Annotated in this window: 23 protein-coding genes; 7 read left to right on the forward strand and 16 right to left on the reverse strand. The window is 63.2% G+C overall.

All coding sequences use genetic code 11. The features are described from left to right. Positions 1-37: 37 nt before the first annotated feature. The 5 genes from RQP53_RS22745 to RQP53_RS22765 all read left to right on the forward strand — a co-directional run bounded on the left by RQP53_RS22745 (position 38) and on the right by RQP53_RS22765 (position 3878). Positions 38-1261 carry a type II secretion system F family protein gene (locus tag RQP53_RS22745; RefSeq protein ID WP_315653009.1) on the forward strand — a complete coding sequence of 408 codons (1224 nt, stop codon included), beginning with the start codon at positions 38-40 and terminating at the stop codon, positions 1259-1261. 6 nt (positions 1262-1267) lie between these two features. Then, positions 1268-2197: a prepilin peptidase gene (locus tag RQP53_RS22750; RefSeq protein ID WP_315653010.1), complete on the forward strand. Its 930-nt coding sequence runs from the start codon at positions 1268-1270 to the stop codon at positions 2195-2197. Beyond that, complete coding sequence (gene coaE / locus RQP53_RS22755; RefSeq protein WP_315653011.1) at positions 2197-2799, forward strand: dephospho-CoA kinase; 603 nt, start codon at positions 2197-2199, stop codon at positions 2797-2799. The genes RQP53_RS22750 and coaE overlap by 1 nt, the downstream gene beginning before the upstream one ends. 129 nt (positions 2800-2928) lie before the next feature. Next, positions 2929-3684 carry a cell division protein ZapD gene (gene zapD, locus RQP53_RS22760; RefSeq protein WP_315653119.1) on the forward strand — a complete coding sequence of 252 codons (756 nt, stop codon included), beginning with the start codon at positions 2929-2931 and terminating at the stop codon, positions 3682-3684. Further along, on the forward strand, positions 3681-3878 hold the full coding sequence (locus RQP53_RS22765) for a DNA gyrase inhibitor YacG (RefSeq protein ID WP_315653012.1): 198 nt from the start codon (positions 3681-3683) through the stop codon (positions 3876-3878). Before zapD ends, RQP53_RS22765 begins: the two co-directional genes overlap by 4 nt. 26 nt (positions 3879-3904) lie before the next feature. Here RQP53_RS22765 and RQP53_RS22770 read toward each other — a convergent pair whose 3' ends face one another. From RQP53_RS22770 to tal, 3 genes are read right to left on the reverse strand one after another with little or no spacing between them, the layout of a single operon-like run. Next, positions 3905-4519, reverse strand: coding sequence for an HAD family hydrolase (locus RQP53_RS22770; RefSeq protein WP_315653013.1), 615 nt, complete (start codon positions 4517-4519; stop codon positions 3905-3907). Further along, entirely contained in the window at positions 4516-6141 is a 1626-nt protein-coding gene (gene pgi, locus RQP53_RS22775; protein ID WP_315653014.1) for a glucose-6-phosphate isomerase, read from the reverse strand. Before pgi ends, RQP53_RS22770 begins: the two co-directional genes overlap by 4 nt. Then, positions 6141-7088, reverse strand: a complete 948-nt coding sequence (gene tal / locus RQP53_RS22780; RefSeq protein WP_315653015.1) for a transaldolase — start codon at positions 7086-7088, stop codon at positions 6141-6143. Before tal ends, pgi begins: the two co-directional genes overlap by 1 nt. Before the next feature lie 240 nt (positions 7089-7328). On the opposite strand from tal, the gene zwf reads away from it, so the two are divergent. Further along, positions 7329-8774 carry a glucose-6-phosphate dehydrogenase gene (gene zwf / locus RQP53_RS22785; RefSeq protein WP_315653016.1) on the forward strand — a complete coding sequence of 482 codons (1446 nt, stop codon included), beginning with the start codon at positions 7329-7331 and terminating at the stop codon, positions 8772-8774. Positions 8775-8782: 8 nt separating this feature from the next. After that, entirely contained in the window at positions 8783-9643 is an 861-nt protein-coding gene (locus RQP53_RS22790; protein ID WP_315653120.1) for a MurR/RpiR family transcriptional regulator, read from the forward strand. Between the two features lie 22 nt (positions 9644-9665). Here RQP53_RS22790 and RQP53_RS22795 read toward each other — a convergent pair whose 3' ends face one another. From RQP53_RS22795 to RQP53_RS22855, 13 genes are all read right to left on the reverse strand, one after another. Beyond that, positions 9666-10064 (reverse strand): STAS domain-containing protein, encoded by a 399-nt coding sequence (locus RQP53_RS22795; protein WP_491572053.1) that lies wholly within the window; start codon positions 10062-10064, stop codon positions 9666-9668. Then, entirely contained in the window at positions 9994-10632 is a 639-nt protein-coding gene (locus tag RQP53_RS22800) for an MlaC/ttg2D family ABC transporter substrate-binding protein (RefSeq protein ID WP_315653018.1), read from the reverse strand. The genes RQP53_RS22795 and RQP53_RS22800 overlap by 71 nt, the downstream gene beginning before the upstream one ends. Before the next feature lie 99 nt (positions 10633-10731). Further along, positions 10732-11487, reverse strand: coding sequence for an MlaA family lipoprotein (locus RQP53_RS22805; protein WP_315653019.1), 756 nt, complete (start codon positions 11485-11487; stop codon positions 10732-10734). Beyond that, entirely contained in the window at positions 11484-11966 is a 483-nt protein-coding gene (mlaD, locus tag RQP53_RS22810; protein ID WP_315653020.1) for an outer membrane lipid asymmetry maintenance protein MlaD, read from the reverse strand. The genes RQP53_RS22805 and mlaD overlap by 4 nt, the downstream gene beginning before the upstream one ends. 12 nt (positions 11967-11978) lie before the next feature. Continuing rightward, positions 11979-12755: a lipid asymmetry maintenance ABC transporter permease subunit MlaE gene (gene mlaE / locus RQP53_RS22815; RefSeq protein ID WP_434064142.1), complete on the reverse strand. Its 777-nt coding sequence runs from the start codon at positions 12753-12755 to the stop codon at positions 11979-11981. Further along, positions 12755-13603 (reverse strand): ABC transporter ATP-binding protein, encoded by an 849-nt coding sequence (locus RQP53_RS22820; protein WP_315653022.1) that lies wholly within the window; start codon positions 13601-13603, stop codon positions 12755-12757. Before RQP53_RS22820 ends, mlaE begins: the two co-directional genes overlap by 1 nt. A gap of 126 nt (positions 13604-13729) precedes the next feature. Next, on the reverse strand, positions 13730-14149 hold the full coding sequence (locus tag RQP53_RS22825; RefSeq protein ID WP_315653023.1) for a hypothetical protein: 420 nt from the start codon (positions 14147-14149) through the stop codon (positions 13730-13732). Between the two features lie 227 nt (positions 14150-14376). Continuing rightward, positions 14377-17928: a pilus assembly protein gene (locus RQP53_RS22830; protein ID WP_315653024.1), complete on the reverse strand. Its 3552-nt coding sequence runs from the start codon at positions 17926-17928 to the stop codon at positions 14377-14379. A gap of 40 nt (positions 17929-17968) precedes the next feature. Further along, a complete protein-coding gene (locus RQP53_RS22835) occupies positions 17969-18589 on the reverse strand; it encodes a hypothetical protein (protein ID WP_315653025.1) in 621 nt (206 codons plus the stop codon). A gap of 44 nt (positions 18590-18633) precedes the next feature. Next, positions 18634-19776 (reverse strand): PilW family protein, encoded by a 1143-nt coding sequence (locus RQP53_RS22840; RefSeq protein ID WP_315653026.1) that lies wholly within the window; start codon positions 19774-19776, stop codon positions 18634-18636. After that, positions 19773-20201, reverse strand: a complete 429-nt coding sequence (locus RQP53_RS22845; protein ID WP_315653027.1) for a type IV pilus modification PilV family protein — start codon at positions 20199-20201, stop codon at positions 19773-19775. Before RQP53_RS22845 ends, RQP53_RS22840 begins: the two co-directional genes overlap by 4 nt. A gap of 10 nt (positions 20202-20211) precedes the next feature. Continuing rightward, on the reverse strand, positions 20212-20817 hold the full coding sequence (locus RQP53_RS22850; protein ID WP_315653028.1) for a GspH/FimT family pseudopilin: 606 nt from the start codon (positions 20815-20817) through the stop codon (positions 20212-20214). Then, positions 20811-21269: a type IV pilin protein gene (locus RQP53_RS22855; protein ID WP_315653029.1), complete on the reverse strand. Its 459-nt coding sequence runs from the start codon at positions 21267-21269 to the stop codon at positions 20811-20813. Before RQP53_RS22855 ends, RQP53_RS22850 begins: the two co-directional genes overlap by 7 nt. Positions 21270-21392 lie beyond the last annotated feature (123 nt).

A 21392-nucleotide genomic window follows, 5' to 3' on the forward strand; every position in this document is an offset into this window, starting at 1 on the left:
ACGCCCCTGGGCGTGAGATACAAAGTGACGAGGTGATATGGCGACAAGCGCAAGTGCTGCCAAGAATGCGAAAGACTTCGTGTTCGAGTGGGAGGGCAAGGATCGCAACGGCAAGACCGTTCGCGGTGAGATCCGAGCGGGTGGCGAAGCCATGGTCAGTGCCACGCTGCGGCGTCAGGGCATTCTGGTCAACAAGGTCAAGAAGAGGCGTTCCACCGGCGGCAAGTCGATCAAGCAGAAGGACATTGCCGTCTTTACACGCCAACTGGCCACGATGATGCGTGCCGGCGTGCCGCTGCTGCAGTCTTTTGACATTGTCGGCCGCGGCTCGACAAATCCGCGGCTGACCCGCCTGCTCAACGACATCCGCCAGGATGTTGAAACGGGTACCAGCCTTTCAGCCGCGTTTCGCAAGCACCCCATGTATTTCGACGCGCTGTACTGCAACCTGGTCGAGGCCGGCGAAGCCGGCGGCATCCTGGAGCAACTGCTGGATCGGCTGGCGATGTACCAGGAGAAGACGGTCGCGATCAAGGGCAAGATCAAATCGGCCCTGACCTACCCGATTGCGGTGATGGTGGTGGCCTTCATCGTCGTCGCGGTGATCATGATCTTCGTCGTGCCGGCGTTCAAGGATGTTTTCAAGTCCTTTGGTGCCGATCTGCCGGCCCCAACGTTGATGGTGATTGCCTTGTCGGAGTTCTTTGTTGCCTATTGGTGGTTGATCTTCATCAGCATCGGCGGCGGCCTTTACTTCTTCTTCCAGACCTGGAAACGCTCGGAGAAAATGCAGCATCGGATGGACCGACTGCTGTTGAAGATCCCAGTGTTCGGCGACCTGCTCTACAAGTCGGCGATCGCGCGCTGGACGCGCACCTTGTCGACCATGTTTGCGGCCGGCGTGCCCTTGGTTGAGGCACTGGACTCCGTCGGTGGCGCCTCGGGCAATGCGGTGTTTCAGGAAGCCACCGAGAAGATCCAGCGCGATGTTTCGACCGGCGCGGCTTTGACCACTTCCATGCAGGCCACCGGCGTCTTTCCGACCATGGTGCTGCAGATGGCCGCCATCGGCGAGGAATCTGGCTCGCTGGATCACATGCTGTCAAAGGCCGCCGAGTTCTTCGAAGAAGAGGTCGACGAGGCCGTGAAGGCGCTGTCCAGTCTGATGGAGCCCTTCATCATCGTCATTCTGGGCGGCTTGATCGGCGGCATTGTCGTGTCGATGTACCTGCCCATCTTCAAGCTCGGCCAGGTGGTCTGATCCCAGATGCAATTCGACATTCAATGGCTGCTCACGCCGTGGGCGCTGGGCATCATCGGGCTGTGCATCGGCAGTTTCCTCAACGTCGTCGTCCATCGACTGCCCTTGATGCTGGAACGCCAGTGGCTGGCAGACGCGGCGGCCCAACTGGCCGACACGGACGGCTTGCAACGCGGAGCAAGCCTGGACGCGAACGCTGCCAAGGCCGTCGTCGCGCAGGCTGAGCGGGTCGATACGGCGCTGGGCAAGCTGGCTCCGCTGGGCATTGCGATGCCACGCTCACGCTGCCCGCATTGCGGCCACCAACTGGGCTGGAGTGAAAACCTGCCGCTGATCGGCTGGCTGCGACTGAAGGGGCGCTGCGCCGAATGCAAGCGCCCGATCTCGGCCCGCTATCCGCTGCTAGAGGCGCTCACCGGGCTGATGTTCGCCGCGCTGGGCTGGCATTTCCAGGGGCAGATGGTGGCCCTGCTGTGGTGTGGCTTTGCTGCCGCGCTGCTCGCCTTGGCGGCGATTGATTGGGACACCACGCTGTTGCCCGACTCGATCAACCAGCCCCTGCTCTGGGCAGGCCTGCTGGCCGCCCTGCTCGGCTGGACGATTCCGCTGCAGACGGCCGTGACCGGCGCCATTGCCGGCTACCTGTCTCTCTGGTCGGTGTACTGGCTGTTCAAACTGGCCACTGGCAAGGAGGGCATGGGCTATGGCGACTTCAAGCTGCTGGCCGCGCTGGGTGCCTGGCTGGGCTGGCAGATGCTTTTGCCCATCGTGCTGGGTGCATCGTGCATTGGCGCCATCGTCGGCATTGCGATGAAGCTCAATGCCAAGCTGCGCGAAGGCCGCTATGTGCCCTTCGGCCCCTTCCTGGCCGGCGGTGGCTTCGTCGTGCTGTTTGCCGGGGCGCCACGGGTGATGGGCTGGCTGGGCTGGGCTTGATGCGCACAGAGCAGCTGCGGATCGGCCTCAGTGGCGGGATCGGTAGCGGCAAGAGCACCGTCGCCGCCTGCTGGCAGGCCCTGGGCGCCACCTTGATCGATACCGATGCATTGGCGCGCAGCCTGACCGCCAGCGGCGGCGCCGCGCTGCCGGCCATCGTCGCTGCCTTCGGTGCCGAGGCGCTGGGCGCTGACGGTGCCATGGATCGCGCACAAATGCGCGCACTGGCCTTTGCCGATGCCGGCGTCAAAAAGCGCCTTGAAGGCATCCTGCACCCGATGATCAGCGACGAGACCGACAGGCTGGCCTCAGCCAGCGAGGCCAGCGCCATCGTCTTTGACGTACCGCTGCTGGTCGAGTCTGGCCGCTGGCGCGCGCGGCTCGACCGCGTGCTGATCGTTGATTGCGACACCGCCACCCAGCGGCAGCGCGTGATGCAGCGTTCGGGCTGGACGCCCGAGGCGGTCGATGCCGTGATTGCCCAACAGGCCACGCGGGCCCAACGCCGGGCCGCCGCCGATGCGGTGATCGTCAACGAAGGCCTGAGTCTGGACGCGCTGCGCGGCCAAGTCCTGACCCTGGCCCGGCATTGGGGGCTTTGAGCCCCCTGGGCTACGAGTACGAAACTTTGGCCGCGTTGTTGCGGCCATGCATCGTGCGTGTGGAACAATCGAGCACTGCGGCGCTAGTGCGCCTTTGCGAACCACGCTGACCGACGAGGGATGGCCGCCTTGGTCCTTTACGAGTACCCGTTCAACGAGAGCATCCGCACGATGCTGCGACTGGAGCATCTGTTCGACCGTCTGGGTCAGCTGATGCCACGCGAGTCCGCGCTGGACCATCATTTCGCCCTGGTCACGATCTTCGAGATCATGGACGTCGCCTCGCGCGCCGACCTGAAGTCCGACCTGCTGAAGGAACTGGAACGCCACAAGGCTCAGCTGAACAGCTACCGCGGCAACCCGGCCATCTCCGAAGCGGCGCTGGACGAAGTCGTCGCCCGCATCGACGGCGCCTTCAACCGTCTCAATCAGCTCTCCGGCAAGGCCGGCCACGCGCTGACCGCCAACGAATGGCTGATGAGCATACGCAGCCGCATCTCCATTCCGGGCGGGACCTGCGAGTTCGATCTGCCGGCCTACTACACCTGGCAGCAATTCCTGCCGGCGCGGCGCCGCAACGACCTGATGCAATGGACTCAGTCACTGATGCCCTTGGCCGAGGCCTTGCAGGTGCTGCTGGGCCTGCTGCGCGACTCCGGCGCGCCGCACAAGGTCGCCGCCCAGGGCGGGCAATTCCAGCAAAGCCTGGCCCAGGGCCGCAGCTACCAGCTGCTGCGCATGCGCATCGACCCCAGCCTCGGCCTGATTCCTGAAATCAGCGGCCACCGCTTGATGATCTCGATCCGGCTGATGCGCCAGGATGAGGAAGGCCGTCTGAAGCTGTCGGGCCAGGATGCCAGCTTCGAGCTGACCCTCTGCGCATGAAGACGATGAGTGAAACCGCCACCAAGATCGTGCCCTGCCCGCATTGCCGCGGCGACAGCGTGTTCGCACCCAGCAACCGCTGGCGGCCCTTCTGCAGCGCACGTTGCCGTGAAATGGATCTGGGCGCCTGGGCCAGCGAGTCGTTTCGCGTCGAGGCCGCAGCGCCCACCGAAGACAGCGATCTGCCGCACTGAGTCGGCCAGACGCGCCGGCTCGGCGCTCAGATCAAACCCAGGGCCTGCAGCTCGGGCCGAACGCTGTCGGCATCGCTGAACAGCAGCGCCTGCCAGCCCAAGGCCCTGGCCGCTTCGATATTGGCCGGATGGTCGTCCAGGAACAGCAACTGCTCGGCCGGCAGGCCGAAGCGCTGCTGCGCCAACTCGAACACCTCCCGCCCCGGCTTGGACAGCTTCACACGTCCCGAGAACACGCCCGCGTCGAACCAGTCATGCAGCGGGTAGCTGCGCTCCAGGTGGTCGGCATAGGGCTCGGGCATATTGGACAGATAGAACAGCCGATGACCATGCGCCTTCAAATCCTCGATCAGGGCCACTGTTGCCGGGCGGGCCTGCAATTCATCGGGCACGGCCTCAACCACCTGGCGTACTTCTTCAGCCGGCCAGCCAGTGCGGGCTGAGATGCGCGCGATCACCGTCGGCGCATCGATCAGGCCCTGATCAAAGGCCCCCCAGTCGCCGCTGTAGTTCTGGAAGAAATCCTGCGCCAGCGCGGCCCCGGCTTGCTCGTCGGCAGCGCGCTGCGGCCACAGCCGCGCCAGAAAGCTGGCCGGATGCCAGTGGAACAGCACGCCACCAAAATCGAAAACGATGTTCATCCGCGCAACCTTTGCAGCAGGCCGGCCGTTGAACCGTCCAGGCCCGAGGCATCGCCACTGGCCAGCCTCGGCAGCAGGCTGGCGCAGAGCGCCTTGCCCAGCTCGACGCCCCATTGATCAAAGCTGTTGATGCCCCAGATCGCGCCGCTGACGAACACGCGGTGCTCGTACAGGGCGATCAGTGCGCCCAAGGCTTCAGGCGTCAGCTGCTCCAACACCAGCGTGCTGCTGGGCCGGTTGCCGGGAAAGCTGCGATGGCGGGCCACGGTCAGTGCGCCCAGCGCCTTCGACGCGGTGGGCGCCTTCTCGTGCAGGGCCTGCTCCACCGTCTTGCCTTGCATCAGCGCCTGCGATTGCGCCAGGCAGTTGGCCAGCAGCTTCTGGTGTTGATCAAGCAGACGCTCGGCCAGTTCACCCTGCACATGCTCGCCATGCTGCGGCCGCTTGACGGCAATGAACTCGACCGGAATCACATCGGTGCCCTGGTGCAGCATCTGGAAATAGGCGTGCTGGCCATTGGTGCCCGCCTCGCCCCAGACCACCGGGCTGGTGTCAAAAGGCAAGGCCTGACCCTCGCGATCAACGCCCTTGCCATTGCTCTCCATCTCCAGCTGCTGCAGATAGGCCGGCAGGCGACGCAGGCCCTGGTGATAGGGCGCCACGCTGCGGCTGCCAAAGCCGTGGAAATTGCGATACCAGACGTCGATCAAGCCCAGCAGCACCGGCAAATTCTGCTCGGCCGGCGCATGGCGGAAATGCTCATCCATGGCATGCGCGCCAGCGAGCAAGGCGCGGAAATTGTCGGCGCCGATGGCGATGGCAATCGGCAAGCCGATCACCGACCACAGCGAGTAACGGCCGCCAACCCAGTCCCAGAAGCCAAAGCTGGTGTCGATGCCAAAGGCCGCCGCCGCCGCTGTATTGCTGCTGGTGGCGACGAAATGGCGCGCCACATCGCGGCCGCCGCTGGCCAGGAACCAGCTCTTGGCGGCTTCTGCATTGGCCAGTGTTTCCTGCGTGGTGAAGGTCTTGGACGCGATCACGAACAGCGTCGATGCCGGCCTCAGATCGCGCAGCAAGGGCGCCAGATCGTGGCCGTCGACATTCGACACAAAGTGCAGTCGCAGGCCTGCCTTCAAATAGGACTGCAGCGCCTGCACCACCATGGCCGGACCGAGATCGGAGCCGCCAATGCCGATGTGCACCACGTCGCTGATGCCGCTGCTGGCCTGATCACGCACCTGCTCGGCAAAGGCCAGCATGCGCGTCAGCGAGGCCTGCACCTCGTCGGAAAACGGTGCCGCCCCGGCTGGCGCGCGCAGCGCCGTGTGCAGCACGGCACGGCCTTCGGTGTGGTTGATGGCATCGCCGTTGAACAGCGATTCGCGTTGTGCCTGCAGTCCGCAATCAGCGGCCAGCTGCAACAGCAAATGCAGAGCGTGATCATCAATGCGGTTCTTCGACAGATCGGCAAAGACTTGCGGCGCCTGCAGCGACCAGCGGCTGAAACGTTCGGGCTCGCGGGCAAAGGCCTCGCGCACATCAAAGGCCCGGCCCACCGCTTGGTAATGCGCTTGCAGCGCCGCCCAGGCGCGACTCTGGTCACAACGCGAATACTGCATCAAAGGCTTTCTATGATCTGGTCCAGCTTGCCGGCATCGATAGCAAACAGGCGGATGCCCTCGGCGAGCTTCTCGGTCGCCATGGCATCCTGGTTGAGGGCGAAGCGGAAGCCCGCCTCGTCGAAACTGACACGCTGCAACTCGGCCTGACGCGCCACATCGGCGTCCAGTGCGCGCTGCAGCGGCGCCTCGGTCGCCTGCAACTGGGCCAGCAGATCGGGGCTGATGGTCAGCAGGTCGCAGCCGGCCAGGGCCTGGATCTGGCCGATATTGCGGAAGCTCGCGCCCATCACCTCGGTGGCGATGCCGAACTTCTTGTAGAAGGTGTAGATCTGCGCCACCGACTTGACGCCGGGATCGTTGACGCCGGCACTGGCCGCCTCGTCCCAGGCGGCGCCGGCCGACTTCTTGTACCAGTCGTAGATGCGACCCACGAAGGGCGAGATCAGCTGCACGCCGGCATCGCCGCAGGCCACCGCCTGGCAGAACGAGAACAGCAGCGTCAGATTGCAGTGAATGCCCTGCTGCTCCAGGGCGCGGGCGGCCTGAATGCCTTCCCAGGTCGAGGCGATCTTGATCAGCACGCGATCACGGCCAATGCCGGCGGCCTCGTACAGGCCGATGATGCGCTGAGCGCGGGCGATGGTGGCGGCGGTATCGAAACTCAGTCGCGCATCGACCTCGGTCGACACACGGCCCGGCACCACCTTCAGGATCTCAAGCCCGAAGCGAACCAGCACCTCGTCGACGATCTCATCCAGCGGCCAGCCCTTGTGCTGAGCCACCGTGTCCTTGAGCAGCGGCGCATAGTCGCTGGATTGAACCGCCTTCAGGATCAGCGAGGGATTGGTCGTCGCATCGCGCGGCGCAAACTGCGCCAGCTGCAGGAAGTTGCCGGTATCGGCGACGACGGTGGTGAAGGCTTTGAGTTGTTCGAGTTGATGCATGGCTTGGGCCCTGTTGCGTGGTCAATCCCGTATTAGAACCGCAGGCCGCCCGGAATTCGCTGCTGCCCGGTTACAGCCACCGCGCCCGTCGAAACTCCGATTGGCCATGGTGCAGCGCTTCCGATGAGCGCCACCAATTGACCCGAACAAGAAACTCGTGCATCATAAAACCAGAAACTTTGTTACATCAAGCATTCATCTGTGAAAAGCAGCTGGATGCAGCAACCTAGGCAGCGGCCCATGTCTTTCGATCTCGTCTTTTTTGGTGGCACCGGCGATCTCACCTGGAGAAAGCTGATGCCCGCGCTGTTCCAGGCCTTTCGCCACGGCAAGCTGCCCGAAGGCGGACGCATCCTGGCCGTCGCGCGCGACGAGATGCCCGACGAGCGTTACCGCGAATGGCTGAAGGAGCGTTTCCGCGAGGTCGACGGTTCCAAGCGGCCCAGCGACGAAGAATTCGAGCGCTTTGCCGCCCTGGTGCACTACCGCCGCATGGATCTTTCGCAGCCCGAGCACTACCAGCGCCTGAAGGATTGGCTGGGCGAGCGCAACGCCGACACCGTGGTGCTCTACCTGGCCACCAGCCCGCACCTGTTCACGCAGATCTGCGAACAGCTGGGCGCTGCCGGCATCAACGATGCGCGCGTCCGTGTGGTGCTGGAGAAACCGCTGGGCCATGACCTGGCCAGCGCCCAGCAGATCAACCGCGTGGTGCGCTCGGTGTTTGCCGAGAACCAGGCCTTCCGCATCGACCACTACCTTGGCAAGCCATCGGTGCAGAACCTGATGGCGCTGCGCTTCGGCAATGCGCTGTTCGAGCCGCTGTGGCACCGCGAGAGCATTGCCAATATCCAGATCACGCTGGCCGAATCGCTGGGCGTGGGCACCCGCGGCCCCTTCTACGACAGTACCGGTGCGTTGCGCGACATGATCCAGAACCATGCGCTGCAGCTGCTGACGATGATCGCGATGGAACCGCCGTCGACCAACGATGCTGATGCCATCCGCGATGAAAAGTTGAAGGTCTTGCGTTCGTTGAAGCCCTTCACCGCTGAGACGGTGGCGCGCGATGTGATCCGCGGCCAGTACCGCGCCGGTGCCGTCGATGGCAAGGCCGTGGTCGGCTATCTGGACGAGGCCAAGATTCCGGCCGATAGCGCCTGCGAAACCTTTGTCGCGCTGCGTACCGAGGTACAGAACTGGCGCTGGGCCGGCGTGCCCTTCTATCTGCGCACCGGCAAGCGCCTGGCGGCGCGCGATGCGCAGATCGTCGTCAATTTCCGCCCGGTGCCGCACCCGATCTTCCCCGGCGCGAATCGGCCCAACCGACTGATCATCAAGCTGCAGCCCGAGGACGGGCTGGAGCTGCAGCTGCTGGCGGCCAAGGGCGGCTCGCACGGCGAGGCACTGGCGCCGGTATCGCTGGACCTGGACTTCGACAAGGCCTTTGCGAGCAACCGCGTCGGCGCCTACGAGCGTCTGCTGCTGGACGCCATCGCCGGCCGCCTGAACCTGTTCGTGCGCAGCGATGAGCAGGAACAGGCCTGGCGCTGGGTCGAGCCGATTCTGGACGCCTGGGCCCAGGACACGGCCGGCCCGCGCACCTATTCCGCCGGCAGCTGGGGCCCGCCGGCCGCCAGCGCGCTGGTCGCACGCGACGGCTTCAGCTGGGCCGAGGAGCAATGAGCATGAGCATTCTGGAACGCGTCAAGGCAGCGTTGCCGGCGCTGCCGCCGGCCGAGCAAAGAGTGGCCAAGCTGCTGCTGATCGACGCCCGCGCGTTTGCCAGCCTGCCGGTCAGCGAACTGGCTGACCGCGCCCATGTCAGCAAGCCCACCGTGGTGCGCTTCTGCCGCAGCGTCGGCTATGACGGCCTGGCCGACTTCAAGCTGAAACTGGCCGGCAGCGTCAACGAGGGCGTGCCCTTTGTGCACCGCGCGGTGGATGAGGATGACAAGCCAGGCGATCTGATCGTCAAGGTCGTCGATAACGCCGTGGCTGCGCTGCTGCACTACCGCAATGACGCAGCCAGCCATGCGTTCGAGCGCGCGATTGCCGCGCTCACCGAGGCCGGCGCCAACGGCAAACGGATCGAGTTCTACGGCGTCGGCAACTCCGGCATCGTCGCCCAGGACGCGCAGCACAAGTTCTTCCGCCTGGGGGTCAACACCATTGCCTGCAGCGATGGCCATGTGCAGCTGATGAGCGCCACCATGCTGGGGCCGGGCGACTGCGCCGTCGTCATCAGCAATTCCGGTCGCAGCCGCGATCTGCTCGACGCGGCCGAGATCGCGCGTAAGAAGGGTGCCACGACCATCATCATCACCGCCAGCGGCTCACCGCTGGCGCAGCTGGGCCAGGCGCCTGGGCAGGTCTTGCTGGCGGTCGATCATCCTGAGGATTACGACCGCTACAGCCCCATGGTGTCACGGCTCTTGCACCTGACGGCGGTGGACATCCTGACCACCGGTGTGGCACTCCGCCTGGGCCAGAAACTGCGCCCGATGCTGCAGGAGATCAAGCGCAACCTGCGCAGCAAACGCTACGCCAGCTGAGGCGCTGGCCGCGCCAGCCGCTTCAGGCCTGGCCGGCTCCGGCGGCCGGCCACAGCAGCTCGTCAACGCCGTAGACGCGCGCCAGTTCCTGCAGCTTCAGTGGCACCTCCCGCACGGCAAGGCTCAAGCCCTGCGCAGCACACAAGCGCGAGGCGCTGAGCAACAGTGTCAGCGCCGAGGAATCGAACTCGCTCAGCTCGCCCGCATTGAGCTGCACCAAGGTACCGGCGGCATTGCCGACCTGCGCCGCCTCGACCTTCAAGGCCGATTCCAGCTGCGCCCACAGCTGCGGCGCCTCATGCAGACGGATGCGTGCAGGCAGCTTCAACATGCTGATCACCCCGTGCCGCTCAGGACTTGCCGCCCTGGGCCGCTTTCTTGTTGCGCTCGGCCAGTGCCTTGACCAGACCGTCGATGCCATTGGCGCCGATCTCCTGGGCAAAGCTGTTCTTGTACTGGTCGGCCAGCCAGATGCCCAGCACGCTGACGTCGTAGATCTTCCAGCCCTCGGCCGTCTTTTCCAGCTTGTAGTCGAGTTGGATCGGGTCGCCCTTGCCGCGGATCTCGGTCTTCACGGTGACCTCGGTGTCCTCGGCGCTGGCGCGCAGCGGCTTCAGTGCAATGGTCTGGTCCTTCACCTGCGTCAGCGCGCCAGCATAGGTGCGCACCAGCAGCGTCTTGAATTCGTCCTGCAGGCGTTGCTGCTGCTCCGGCGTGGCCTGGCGCCAGAAGCGGCCAACCGCCGAGGCCGTCATGCGCTTGAAGTTCACATGCGGCATCACCTTGTTGTCGACCAGGGCGATCACCTTGGCCACGTCGCCGGACTGGATCTCCTTGTCGGCCTTGACCGTCTCGATGGTCTCCACCGACAGCTGGCGGATCAGGCCATCGGCCGTGGCCGGGTTGGCGGCACGCGCTGCCATCGGCAACGACAGGGCCAGCACGCCGCCAAAGAAAACGGCCAGCAGGCTGCGTTTGGTCTCGATCATCATTGAAGGTTCCTCTATTCTTTCAAACAGGCTTGCACTGGAGCGGCAAGTCCCGAGCTCAACGTTGCCGGGGCTACCGCGGTGCACATGCATCGCGGGTCAGGGCTTGCCATCGCCGGGTACCGGCGAAGTGACGACTTCGTATTCCTCGTCGTCGGCAAAGCTGCCGCGGCGCTGCAGATAGGCGTCGCGGATGAAGGTGTATTTGTCCAGCGCAATGCCCTCGAGCATCTCGCCGGCACGCAGGAAGTTGGCGCGGGCGTTGATGGTCTGCAGGCTGTAGATCGCCACCTTGCTCTGCCCCTCACGGAACAGCAGCGCCGGCGTGGCGGCCCGATCCCAAGGCAGGGCCAGCGAATCGCGCACCGACGAGGGGCCGAACAGCGGCCAGACGATGTAGGCACCGGTGCCAAAACCCCAGCGGCCAAAGGTCTTGCCCAGGTCCTCGGTGTTGCGCTCCAGACCGGCCTCGGAGGCGATGTCGATCAGCCCGGCAAAGCCGAGCGTCGAATTGACCGCAAAGCGCATGGTCTGCTGCACGGCCAGCTTGAAGCGCCCCTGCAGTACCAGATTGATCGCCGACCAGGCATCGCCCACATTGCTGAAGAAATTGTCGGCTGCCAGCCGCGCCGGCGCCGGGACGATCTCGCTGTAGGCAGTGGCGACCGGCTTGAGCAAATGCTTGTCGATCGACTCATTGAAGGAGAAGACCTTGCGGTTCCAATTCTCCCAAGGGTCGAGCTTCTGGCCCGCGGCCCCCGGGCCACGCAGCGAGGCACAGGCGGTCACGCTCAAGACCAGCGCGAAGATCGCGCTCAGGCGTAGCACACCTCGGCACGCGGCAACCCAGCTCATTTCTTCTCTCCGCCGGTCGAGCCCGACTCGCCCGCCTTGTTGTAGAGAAACTGGCCGATCAGATTTTCCAGCACCACGGCGGACTGGGTCTGCTTGATGGTATCGCCGGCAACGAGGTTCTTCTCATCGGCGCCGGGCTCCAGGCCGATGTACTGCTCGCCGAGCAGACCGGCGGTCAGGATCTTGGCCGAGCTGTCCTTGGGAAACTGCACGCCCTGATTGAGCTTCATCACGACACGGGCCTGGAAACTCTTGTCGTCGAATTTGATGGACTCGACGCGGCCGATCACCACACCGGCGCTCTTCACCGCCGCACGCGCCTTCAAACCACCGATATTGTCGAATTTGGCGCTGACCGTGTAGGTCTCGTCAAAGTTCAGGCTCAGCAGATTGCCAGCCTTGAGCGCCAGGAACAGCAAGGCCGCGCCACCCAAGAGCACGAACAACCCCACCCAGGCATCATGTTTCGAGGCTTGCATCGCCTTTTCCCCTCAAATCGAAAACATCATCGCGGTCAGCACAAAGTCCAGTGCCAGAACCGCCAGCGACGAGACCACCACGGTGCGGGTGGTCGCATAAGAAACGCCCTCGGGCGTCGGCTTGCAGGCATAGCCTTGCAGCAGCGCGACAAAGCTGACCGTCAGGCCAAACACGAGGCTCTTGATGACGCCATTGCCGACGTCGGCAAACACGTCCACGCCGCCCTGCATCTGCGACCAGAAGGCACCGCCATCGATGCCGATCAGCACCACGGCCACCAGCCAGCCGCCGAGCACGCCCACCGCAGAAAAGACCGCAGCCAACAAGGGCATGGCAATCAGTCCGCCCCAGAAGCGTGGCGCCAGCACCCGAGTGATCGGGTCGACCGCCATCATCTCCATCGCCGTCAGCTGCTCGCCGGCCTTCATCAGACCGATTTCTGCCGTCAGCGAAGTGCCGGCGCGGCCAGCGAATAGCAGCGCCGAGACCACCGGCCCGAGTTCGCGCACTAGGCTCAGCGCCACCAACAGACCAACCGCCTCGGCCGAGCCATAGCGTTGCAACGTGTAATAGCCCTGAAGCGCGAGCACAAAGCCGACGAAGAGGCCTGACACGCCAATGATGGACAGTGAGCGGTTGCCCAACAGGTAGATCTGCTCCCGCACCAGCGAGAAGCGCAGCAGCGCCCGCGGCGAACTCAGCAGCAGACGCAGAAACAGCCGCGAGGCCGCGCCGATATCGGCCAGTTGAGCCCGCAGGCTGCGCCCGATGTGAATGGGCAGGCGCATCATGGCGCAATTCCTTCTTGTTCGGGCAGGCCGAAATCCGCCTGCACCGACTTGGCTGGCTGGTGGAAACGCACGGGCCCATCGGCCTCGGCGCGCACGAACTGGCGCACCAGCGGATCTTCGCTGTCGCGCAGCTGCTGCGGCGTCCCCTGAGCGACCACCCGGCCGTTGGCCACCATAGCCACCTGGTCGGCAATCTGAAAGGTCTCGTGCAGATCGTGCGAGACGATGATGCTGGTCAGGCCCAGCGCATCGTTCAAATCACGGATCAGCCGCGCGGCGACGCCCAGAGAAATCGGATCCAGCCCGGCAAAGGGCTCGTCATACAGCACCAGGTCGGGGTCCAGTGCAATCGCGCGGGCCAGCGCCACGCGGCGCGCCATACCGCCGGACACCTCGCTGGGCATCAGATCGCGAGAACCGCGCAGGCCCACCGCATTGAGCTTCATCAGCACCAGGTCGCGCAGCATGGCCTCGGGCAGCTTGGTGTGCTCGCGCAGCGGGAAGGCGACGTTCTCAAACACCGACAGATCGGTAAACAGCGCGCCGAACTGGAACAGCATGCCCATGCGCCGACGCACGGCATAGAGCTGCTCACGGTCCATCTGGGCCAGATCCTGACCGTCGAAAAAGACCTGGCCACTCAGCGGCTTGATCTGCCCGCTGATCAGGCGCAGCACCGTGGTTTTGCCGCCGCCGGAGGTGCCGATCAAGGCCAGCAGGCTGCCGCGATCGACGCGCAGATTGACATGCTCCAGGATGATGCGGTCGCCATAGCCGCAGCTGACATCGCGCAGTTCGATCAGCGGCGCGTCATCGACCGGAAGAATCGAGGAATAGGGGGCCATGTGCCTGGAGCGAACGGGCCAGGGGCCCGAAGTCGAAAGGGCACATCATAGGGGAAACACCAAGCGGGTGTTGAAGGGCATGGCCAAGGCCCCTGTTGAGCGGCCACTCTAGGCTCCAGCGGGCCGCTACCGCTGCCCCGCCCCGTTGACGCCTCGCGCGGCCACCCGGGTTGCTGGATCCTGTTCGTAGCTCAACTCGACAAGCACCCTCGACTTCACCGCCTGCCCGCCCCACTCACCCGGCGCGAAACGCGTGGCCAGAAAGGCTTGACGGGCCACCTCTAGCAGTGCGGCCGGAAGCTCGCCATCGTCAAGCTTGGCATCGCGTACCAGGCCCGACTCATCGATGTAGAGTGCCAACACGGCTTGGTACTGGTCCTTGTCAACGGTCACATCCGGCCACTCGAGCATGACCGGTGCCAACGCCTGCGGAGCACGGCTCAGCAGGGGGCGGGGCAAGTAGTCGAGCCATGGGTCGGCCACGCTCGCCAGGCTGGCCAGTTCAAGCGCCGGCAATGCCGTGAGAACAGGCTGCCCGGCAGCCACGGCTTCCACACGGCGTTCAGATGCCTCCCCAGCGCTCGGCGGCGCCAGCCTGCCCATCCTCACACGCGGCGCTTTCGTTGCTGCGTCGCTGGCCGGCTGTCGCAGTTGCACGGCCGTCGTCGGCCGCTTGCCCGGCGGCGCCGGCGCAGCCTTCCCCGCAAGCAGCCCAAGATGCAGGCCGCTGGCCAGCAGCAGGCAGACCCACCAGGCCCTGCCACCGACATAGCCTAGCGGTCGACCAATTCCCGCCATGAGGCACGCTTGGTGCTGCTGCTAGGCACCGGTGGCTTGGGTACCGGTTGCGCCTGAGGCGGCTGGCCGAAGAAGTTGACGATCACGCCATTGCCTGTGTGCAGTGCTTCGATTGTGATCCCGGTGATCAGGGAGTTTGCATAGTGCACCCCGACGTTGGACCCGGTGTTCGATCCATTGGCAATATCGAGGTAGTACAGCCATGAAGACCCGCCCCCTGGTGTGCACGAAGCGACACTTTGCGGAATATTGGATGCCGCGACCAAGGTGTTGAACTGCAGCGACATATCCACGTTGATGCGTTCGCGGCTGTCTGGCAGGTCGACAAACCAGCCGTTCTTCAAGGTCCAGTCAACTGGATTCGCACTTGCCGTGCGGACCGATCCCGTCGTCACCAGGGTCTGCTCAACCAGTGTTGAACCGGCACGCACATCACCAAGTCCGGTAGCGCTCAAATTGTCCTTGATTGCATAAATGCTCTGCTGATCAGCATTTGTCATGTCGGACAGGCCCAACATCTTGCCGGTGCCCACAAAGACAACCGGCGCCTTGTAGCCGCGGTAGTCCACCTCGGCCAGCTGCGGCGCCGTGGTGATGGGCTGAACCTTGGTCCCGACCTTGAGTTGTGCGAGTTGCACGACGGTAGGGCTGGTTGCCTCCGTGTCAAAGCGCCAGAGGTTGCCCAGGGTGTCGCCGGCGTAGAAACGCTCGGCGCGGTTATTTGTGTCCGCAATGACCCAGGCGTTCAGGGGACCGAGTCCTGCCGGTGTTGCAGCACTGCCTGCCGAAGTGGACAGGTCGAGCAGCAAGGAGCCGGTGACCGCATTCAAGAGGAACAGATGCCCAAGGCCATCGCCCACATTGTTATAGCCCGAGCTCAGCGCCACCACCCAGGTGCCGTTGCTGCGCTTGGTGATCACAGGCTGGGCAAAGCTGAGCCCCAAATTGGTGTTTGTAAATTCCCAGAGTGCCGCTGGATGTTCCGGGTCGGTGATGTCAAGCGCGTAATAGCCCTTTCCTCCAGCACCGAGACCGCCGACAAGAATCGTGCGCCAGTTCGTGCCGTCATAGACATCGGCCGCTACCGGCGTGGCGTCAACATAGAACTGGTGGGCGGACGAATAGCCGCGGTCAGCGAGCTTGTAGAGGTTGCCAAGCACCATGCTCGGAATGAAGGCCCAAACTTCGTCGCCCGTCTGAGCATCAAAAGCGTGCAGCATGCCGTCGTTGGCGCCGACATAGACCATCGCCTTGCGTGAACGCTGGTTGGTCTTGTAGCTCGCATAACCGCTATCGCTATACGACAGCGGCGGCGCGCTGACAAAAACCGGCGACGAGCCCACCATATCACCGAGCATTTCCGTGCGAGCTCGATAGACAGTCTTCTCCGTCCCACGCAAATAGCTCACCAGTTCTGATCCGGAGTTCGCGGTCGCCTGGTCAGTCGATCCCAGCGAAGCGCAATGTGACATTGCGCTGCAGCGGTTGTCCACATAGCCCGTCATGCTGTCGGCCGTGAGATTGGCATAGGTGAAGTCACGCAATCCCGTGCCAGCCTTGTAGTAATAGATCTTGCGCGCATTGTTCAGCTTGAGCCGTGCCGCCGCACTCCAGGTGGCGATATCGTTGCCAGCACCATCCAGCACCAATGGCGCTCCTGTGCTCAGATTCAGCAGGTAGGCGCGCAGGTCACCCGTCCATATCGATGATGTGTAGCGAGCGATATACACACTGTTGTTGCCGGCCACCGGTTGCAAGGTGCTCAACGCCGCGGCGGAGCCTGAGCCGGTCAACTGCGCAATCTGCGTCAGTGCCGCGTTCAATCCTGACGAAACGGCACTGGGATCAGCCGCATTGAAGAACTTGCCACGCCCGTTGACAGCGGCGTGCCACAGATCATCAACATTGGCCGCGTTGGCGCCGTCGGACGGATTGGGCCACTGCTTGTTGCCTTGCGTCAGACTGAGGAAGTCACCAGACGGTGTCGTCTCATAGTTCGGGTCGTACTTGATGGTGCCGCTTTGGCCCAGACTCATCGTGTACGTCGTCATGTGCTGCCAGGTGGCCGTGTCTTTCCCCAAGGGCGCCACGTTATTGGCGCAGACGTCCGTGCCATCAGACAGCGTGCAATTGTTCAGCGCTGTGGTCCGCAAATCGGTGTTGTAGAAATACATGGCCACGTCGGCCAAGGAGTCCGACGACCCGCCGGTGCCGTTGGCAGCACTCGCGTCCTTCATGCCCAAGGCTGCGCTGCCATCTTGCTGACCCACCGTGGTCGTGCCGTCCAGCATGAATGGCCCATAGGTCGTCGTTTCCGAATTGGTGTTCCACGCGCCATCAGTGGCCAAAATGGTGAAATTCTTCTGGCACGAGTACTGCAACGGATCGAGATCCTGACCGGGCGCCTTGTTGGCGAAATACCGCCCCGCATTGGAAAGCGCGCCTCGCAACGGCGTCCAGCCCGAGTTCTTCGGACCGTGCAGCATCGTATAAAAGTTGGTTTTCTGTGTGCTGCCAAAGTCGCGAATGTGGAGAAAGTTGTTGTTTCCGCTGGACTCAGCCATCGAGTAGTTGAGGATGGTGTCGTAGCCGACGCGGAACTTGCTGTCGATATCCTTGAAGGCCAGGCTGACGACGGTCTGCATCATCTTCATCCGTGTCGAGTAATACGCTGACCAGTTGGCAAACTTCTGCAGATTGCTGTCGTTCAGCGTCAAGAACTGGCGGGTAAACACGCCGGAACCAGGTGTCGACCCAATAAGACTGTTGCACTCACCATAAAAGGTCGTGCCCGTCTGAACGCTACCCGCACTATCAAACGTGTAGCCGAGCTTGGACTGGCTGCCCGAATAGCTGAAATACCAAACTGGCGGATAGTTGACGCCAACCGCGGGCTTATCCAAGTTCAAGCTCGTCGTTGAGGCAGCAACGACGGCTACGGTCAGCGTGCCCCCGTTTTGATCGCTGGTATCCCAGCTGGTCACGGTTCCCAACATCCATCGCGTTGGATGGTCAGCGTCGTAGACAGCCACCTCTGATCCGACTGGATACCATTTACCACTCGGCTTCTTCCCACTGACGGTCATCGTGATCGAGCCGCTGGTGACTGGCGTATTGGTCGTTGGGGAGACGAAGCTGACGTAGCGATCGGAATTGCTTGCCGTGTAGAGGTAAGCATTCATCAGATTCGTCCAAGACGCATCAGCAAACGCCGTCCCACTGCCATCCACAGGCTTGGGATAGGCCTGACTCGGATCGAAAGCCAGACCATTGCATTGCGCGGCCTTCCGCCCGTACTTGCTGGAGCTGAAACCCGCCTCTTCAGGCAGATAGTCCGAAGCCATGCTCCCGGAGTCGTCGAGAATGAAAAGCACATTGGGCTTGACCGGTGTGGCCGTTGCGGACAACAGCGGTGCAGTCGCGATATCAGTGACAGCCGCTTGCACAGCAATGGCAAGCGACAGTCCGCCCAAAGCCAGCAGAAGCTGCGTGGAGCGACATATCGAAGCAATGAGCTTGGTTTTCATAGGACCTCCAGTGACTTGACTGCAGCACACAGCCGCCAAATCAGAAATGAACCAGCGTCTCGGTAAATGCGACAGTGCCACGTGGACCGAGACTGCGGGTGACGATGCGGTAGTAAGCGCTGTAGGTGGCGCCGCCGAATCGCATGTAGTTCGTGGTGTTCAGGCTACCTCGCCCGGCGCCTTGCGCATTCGCACTGAGCACAGGAACCGCGCAGTTATTGCCGGCCGCAGTGGTACCGACCGCCGTGCAAAGCCGGGTGATGACGTAGCGAACCGACGTGTCGCCAACTGTCACCGCCGGACTCGGCGCAATGCAGACTGGCGCCCCAGCAGCGCCGGCTGTGCCCGCGCAGTTGTCACCCGCCCAGTCCACTTGTGCCATCACATTGGCTGAACCCAAGGTTCGACCGGTCACGTCTAAGTCGTCGCGGCTGGCCGCGTAGTACCCCTGGGCGACCACGTCGGCATCAAGGACGGTGCCCGCGAGATTGGCCCGCAGCCAGCTCACCGCAGCCTCAGCGCCTTTCGCACTGGCCGACACCCCGCCCTGCTTGTAGCTCAGATTGCCCAGCGCCAGCACGCCGGCGTCAACGGAGCGAATCAAGGCCACGGCGCCCATGGTCAGGGCCACCAGCGCCAGCAGCGCAAAGATCAGCGCCATGCCGGACTGCGCCGAACTGGCATTGCGTCGGGTGTTGAGCATGATCAGGACTTCCAACGTTGATTGCGCAACGGAACGATGGTGTCAAAGAGCTTGTAGCGATAGTGTTTCCAGTCGCTCTGACTCGATATGTCCATGGCGACACACTTGCTCGCGCCGCATGTGGCCGCGTCCGCTACCGTTCCGGTCGTCCCTACATCCCATTGCGGTACGGCTGGCGTGACCTCATCCTTTTCAAACTGGCTGCTGCGCGCCAAGACGGCGATGCGAACGGCCAGCACGTTCTGCCATTCGGCGTTGTTGCTGGGGGTCGTGTAGTCGTAGGTATCAACGACACCGTTGCCTGCCGCCGAGCGTCCATACATCGCCTTGAACATGACGATATTGCCCTGCAACTCGACGCTGTTGCGGCTCAGATTGCTGGTGTCAAGCGCCGCGGCCAACAGGCGCCGGTTCGCATCCACCGAATAGATGATGTCAACCATGCGCCCGAGATTGACGAGGAAGGCCCCGTCAACTGTTGCCTGCGCCGGATGCTTGGCGGCGTTCCAGCCCGCCTGATCGTCAGCTCGCGGAACCACCTGCGCACCAGGCACGCCGGTGACCTGGAACATGCCGCAGGGCTGATTTGCACCGATCACGGCCACCATCAAGTCACCCTGACGGATGCTGATTGACGAAAACACGTTGTAGCTGGTCTTGGGTTGCACGCCTCCGACCGCGTTGGGGTCGTAGTGCGGACCGATGATGCGCGACGGGATGGTGTAACCCACGGTCGACAGGGTGGCCGGACGGGGGTCGATGAACTTGGAGCTCGATATCACCCGAAGTTGGTCACTGGCACCGGCGGCGCCTTGAGTGATCAGCACCGGCGCCAGCACGGCCGGCATTTGCGCGGCTGCCACGCCGCCAAAGGACGCTTGCAACGAGCAGCCCAGCGCCGGCGCTTCGCTGGCGAATCCATAGCCGGCCATCAGCAGCTCGCGCTGGATTGAGTACAGGGCAAGGCTACCGCTGACTTGCGCGTCACTTCCCTGTGTCGTGCCCCGCCGCTGCCCCTCGGCTGAGCTCAGTACGGTTGCGATTACCAGCGTGCAGAGCAAACCGATCAGCAAGCCGACCGAGACTTCTACCAGCGAGAAGCCAGTCTGAAGGGGTCTGCGATGAGTGTGATTCACTGACTTCATGGCTGCACCCAAGCTGAGGTGTCATATTGGTGGGCGCCCTCGTTGGGCACACTCCAGCCAATATGGATAGCGACCTCACCGGTCGTGGCATCGACTATGGTGACCCTGGAACTACCGCCAGGTAACTCGCGAACGACCTTGTCCTGCCAGTCCTTGCAGCGTGCATAGCTGGCGCATGCATTCCCACCGTAGCTCGCCAGATTCGCTGCGGCATCGGACCACATGATGCCGACCAATTCACTGGCCAGATTGGCCGCGTCGGCTCGCACCTTGGCGCTGGACTGCGCTCGAGTCATCGAAGCCTGAAGGCCAACCAGGCCGAGCACACCAAAGGCAAATATCAGGATACCAACCAGGGCCTCCAGCAAGGCGATGCCTTGCTGGCTTTTCCGGCTCCGTCGGCTGACGATCGGCAGTTGCTTCAATTTGCGCCCCTTAGCAACGGCGTGCATCGCCAACAGCGGCGCTGGGCATGCACAGCCGGATCGAACCACCGGCACCGATCATCACGCGCAATGCGGTGCTGCCGCTCGTGCTGTCACTGATGTCTATCGTTGCCAGGCCGCCCGCCTGCGCCTGGCCAAGGCTGTTGAACACGACGTTGTCGACGGCATTGCCATCGGCATCGGTGCCCGCCACGGTCACTGCTCCGCCACTGTTGCTGGGCGACCAAGAATCCACGATCTTGGGCTCGTTGACCGATGAAGGGGCAACATCGCAGGCCCCCTCCGGGCTATTGACGCTGACCACCCACGATGGACCGGAAACTGACTGCGTGCATTTACCGGTGAGCACCTTGCTGGTCGAGTCCTCGACCAGCCAGAAACCCATCGACGTGTTGCGACGCAGTGCTTCAAGTCGGGCACGCTCGACTGCGGCACGCATCGACTCCGCCGTGTTGCGCACCGACAGATTGCGCATCCACTGGCTGACGCTGGGCATCGCGGCGGCAAGCGCAAAACCAAAGATGGCCAGCACAACCACGAGTTCGATCAGCGTCAGACCTCGCTGCCGATGCACTGATACCGGGATGCCTAGCATTCGTCACCCCTCAACAGCCAGCAGGTCTTGCTCGAAGTCGCACCCTTGAACTCTGTCGTGGCCTTGCTGTTGTTGTGATCCAGCGTGTAAATGTGCCCACTGGCCTGCCCCTTGGCGCCTGTTGCTGTCAACAAATAGCCCTGACCGGAACTGCTGAGGGTACAGCTGTAGGTGAAATAGCTGGTAGCACTGAAGCTGCCCCAGGCCGGGGCATTGGTGCCATCCGCACAGGTTGTCGTGCCGTACTTGCGGTTGTCCTGGTAGTACTGCTCAAGCTTGATCCGGAAATCCGCCAACGCAGCCACGCCTTCAGGCAATTGCCCACGTCGGACATAGTCTCGGTAGCTTGGCAACGCAACGGCGGTAAGGATGCCAACGATGGCCACAGCAATCATCAACTCGACAAGGGTGAATCCGGCTTGCTGGCGATACGGCTGGCCCTGAGCTCGCATGATGATTCCTGACACTGCTTGGATGGACGGTACTGAGGGCTTGTCGACCTCTGTTGCTGGCAATTGTCGGCAGCGCCGCGCTGCCAGGTCGTGAATACTGCACATCTGAACACCCCCCTTGGA

The sequence above is a fragment of the Roseateles aquae genome (genome assembly GCF_032337115.1).
Taxonomy (GTDB): Bacteria; Pseudomonadota; Gammaproteobacteria; order Burkholderiales; family Burkholderiaceae_C; genus Roseateles_C; species Roseateles_C aquae.

Bases quoted from the DNA above. Each gene is read 5' to 3' on its own strand.
- RQP53_RS22745 (WP_315653009.1), top strand. From the start codon at position 38: ATGGCGACAAGCGCAAGTGCTGCCAAGAATGCGAAAGACTTCGTGTTC.
- RQP53_RS22750 (WP_315653010.1), top strand. From the start codon at position 1,268: ATGCAATTCGACATTCAATGGCTGCTCACGCCGTGGGCGCTGGGCATC.
- coaE (WP_315653011.1), top strand. From the start codon at position 2,197: ATGCGCACAGAGCAGCTGCGGATCGGCCTCAGTGGCGGGATCGGTAGC.
- RQP53_RS22765 (WP_315653012.1), top strand. From the start codon at position 3,681: ATGAAGACGATGAGTGAAACCGCCACCAAGATCGTGCCCTGCCCGCAT.
- RQP53_RS22770 (WP_315653013.1), bottom strand. From the start codon at position 4,519: ATGAACATCGTTTTCGATTTTGGTGGCGTGCTGTTCCACTGGCATCCG.
- pgi (WP_315653014.1), bottom strand. From the start codon at position 6,141: ATGCAGTATTCGCGTTGTGACCAGAGTCGCGCCTGGGCGGCGCTGCAA.
- tal (WP_315653015.1), bottom strand. From the start codon at position 7,088: ATGCATCAACTCGAACAACTCAAAGCCTTCACCACCGTCGTCGCCGAT.
- zwf (WP_315653016.1), top strand. From the start codon at position 7,329: ATGTCTTTCGATCTCGTCTTTTTTGGTGGCACCGGCGATCTCACCTGG.
- RQP53_RS22795 (WP_491572053.1), bottom strand. From the start codon at position 10,064: ATGGCATCGACGGTCTGGTCAAGGCACTGGCCGAGCGCAACAAGAAAG.
- RQP53_RS22800 (WP_315653018.1), bottom strand. From the start codon at position 10,632: ATGATCGAGACCAAACGCAGCCTGCTGGCCGTTTTCTTTGGCGGCGTG.
- RQP53_RS22805 (WP_315653019.1), bottom strand. From the start codon at position 11,487: ATGAGCTGGGTTGCCGCGTGCCGAGGTGTGCTACGCCTGAGCGCGATC.
- mlaD (WP_315653020.1), bottom strand. From the start codon at position 11,966: ATGCAAGCCTCGAAACATGATGCCTGGGTGGGGTTGTTCGTGCTCTTG.
- mlaE (WP_434064142.1), bottom strand. From the start codon at position 12,755: ATGCGCCTGCCCATTCACATCGGGCGCAGCCTGCGGGCTCAACTGGCC.
- RQP53_RS22820 (WP_315653022.1), bottom strand. From the start codon at position 13,603: ATGGCCCCCTATTCCTCGATTCTTCCGGTCGATGACGCGCCGCTGATC.
- RQP53_RS22830 (WP_315653024.1), bottom strand. From the start codon at position 17,928: ATGAAAACCAAGCTCATTGCTTCGATATGTCGCTCCACGCAGCTTCTG.
- RQP53_RS22835 (WP_315653025.1), bottom strand. From the start codon at position 18,589: ATGGCGCTGATCTTTGCGCTGCTGGCGCTGGTGGCCCTGACCATGGGC.
- RQP53_RS22840 (WP_315653026.1), bottom strand. From the start codon at position 19,776: ATGAAGTCAGTGAATCACACTCATCGCAGACCCCTTCAGACTGGCTTC.
- RQP53_RS22850 (WP_315653028.1), bottom strand. From the start codon at position 20,817: ATGCTAGGCATCCCGGTATCAGTGCATCGGCAGCGAGGTCTGACGCTG.
- RQP53_RS22855 (WP_315653029.1), bottom strand. From the start codon at position 21,269: ATGCGAGCTCAGGGCCAGCCGTATCGCCAGCAAGCCGGATTCACCCTT.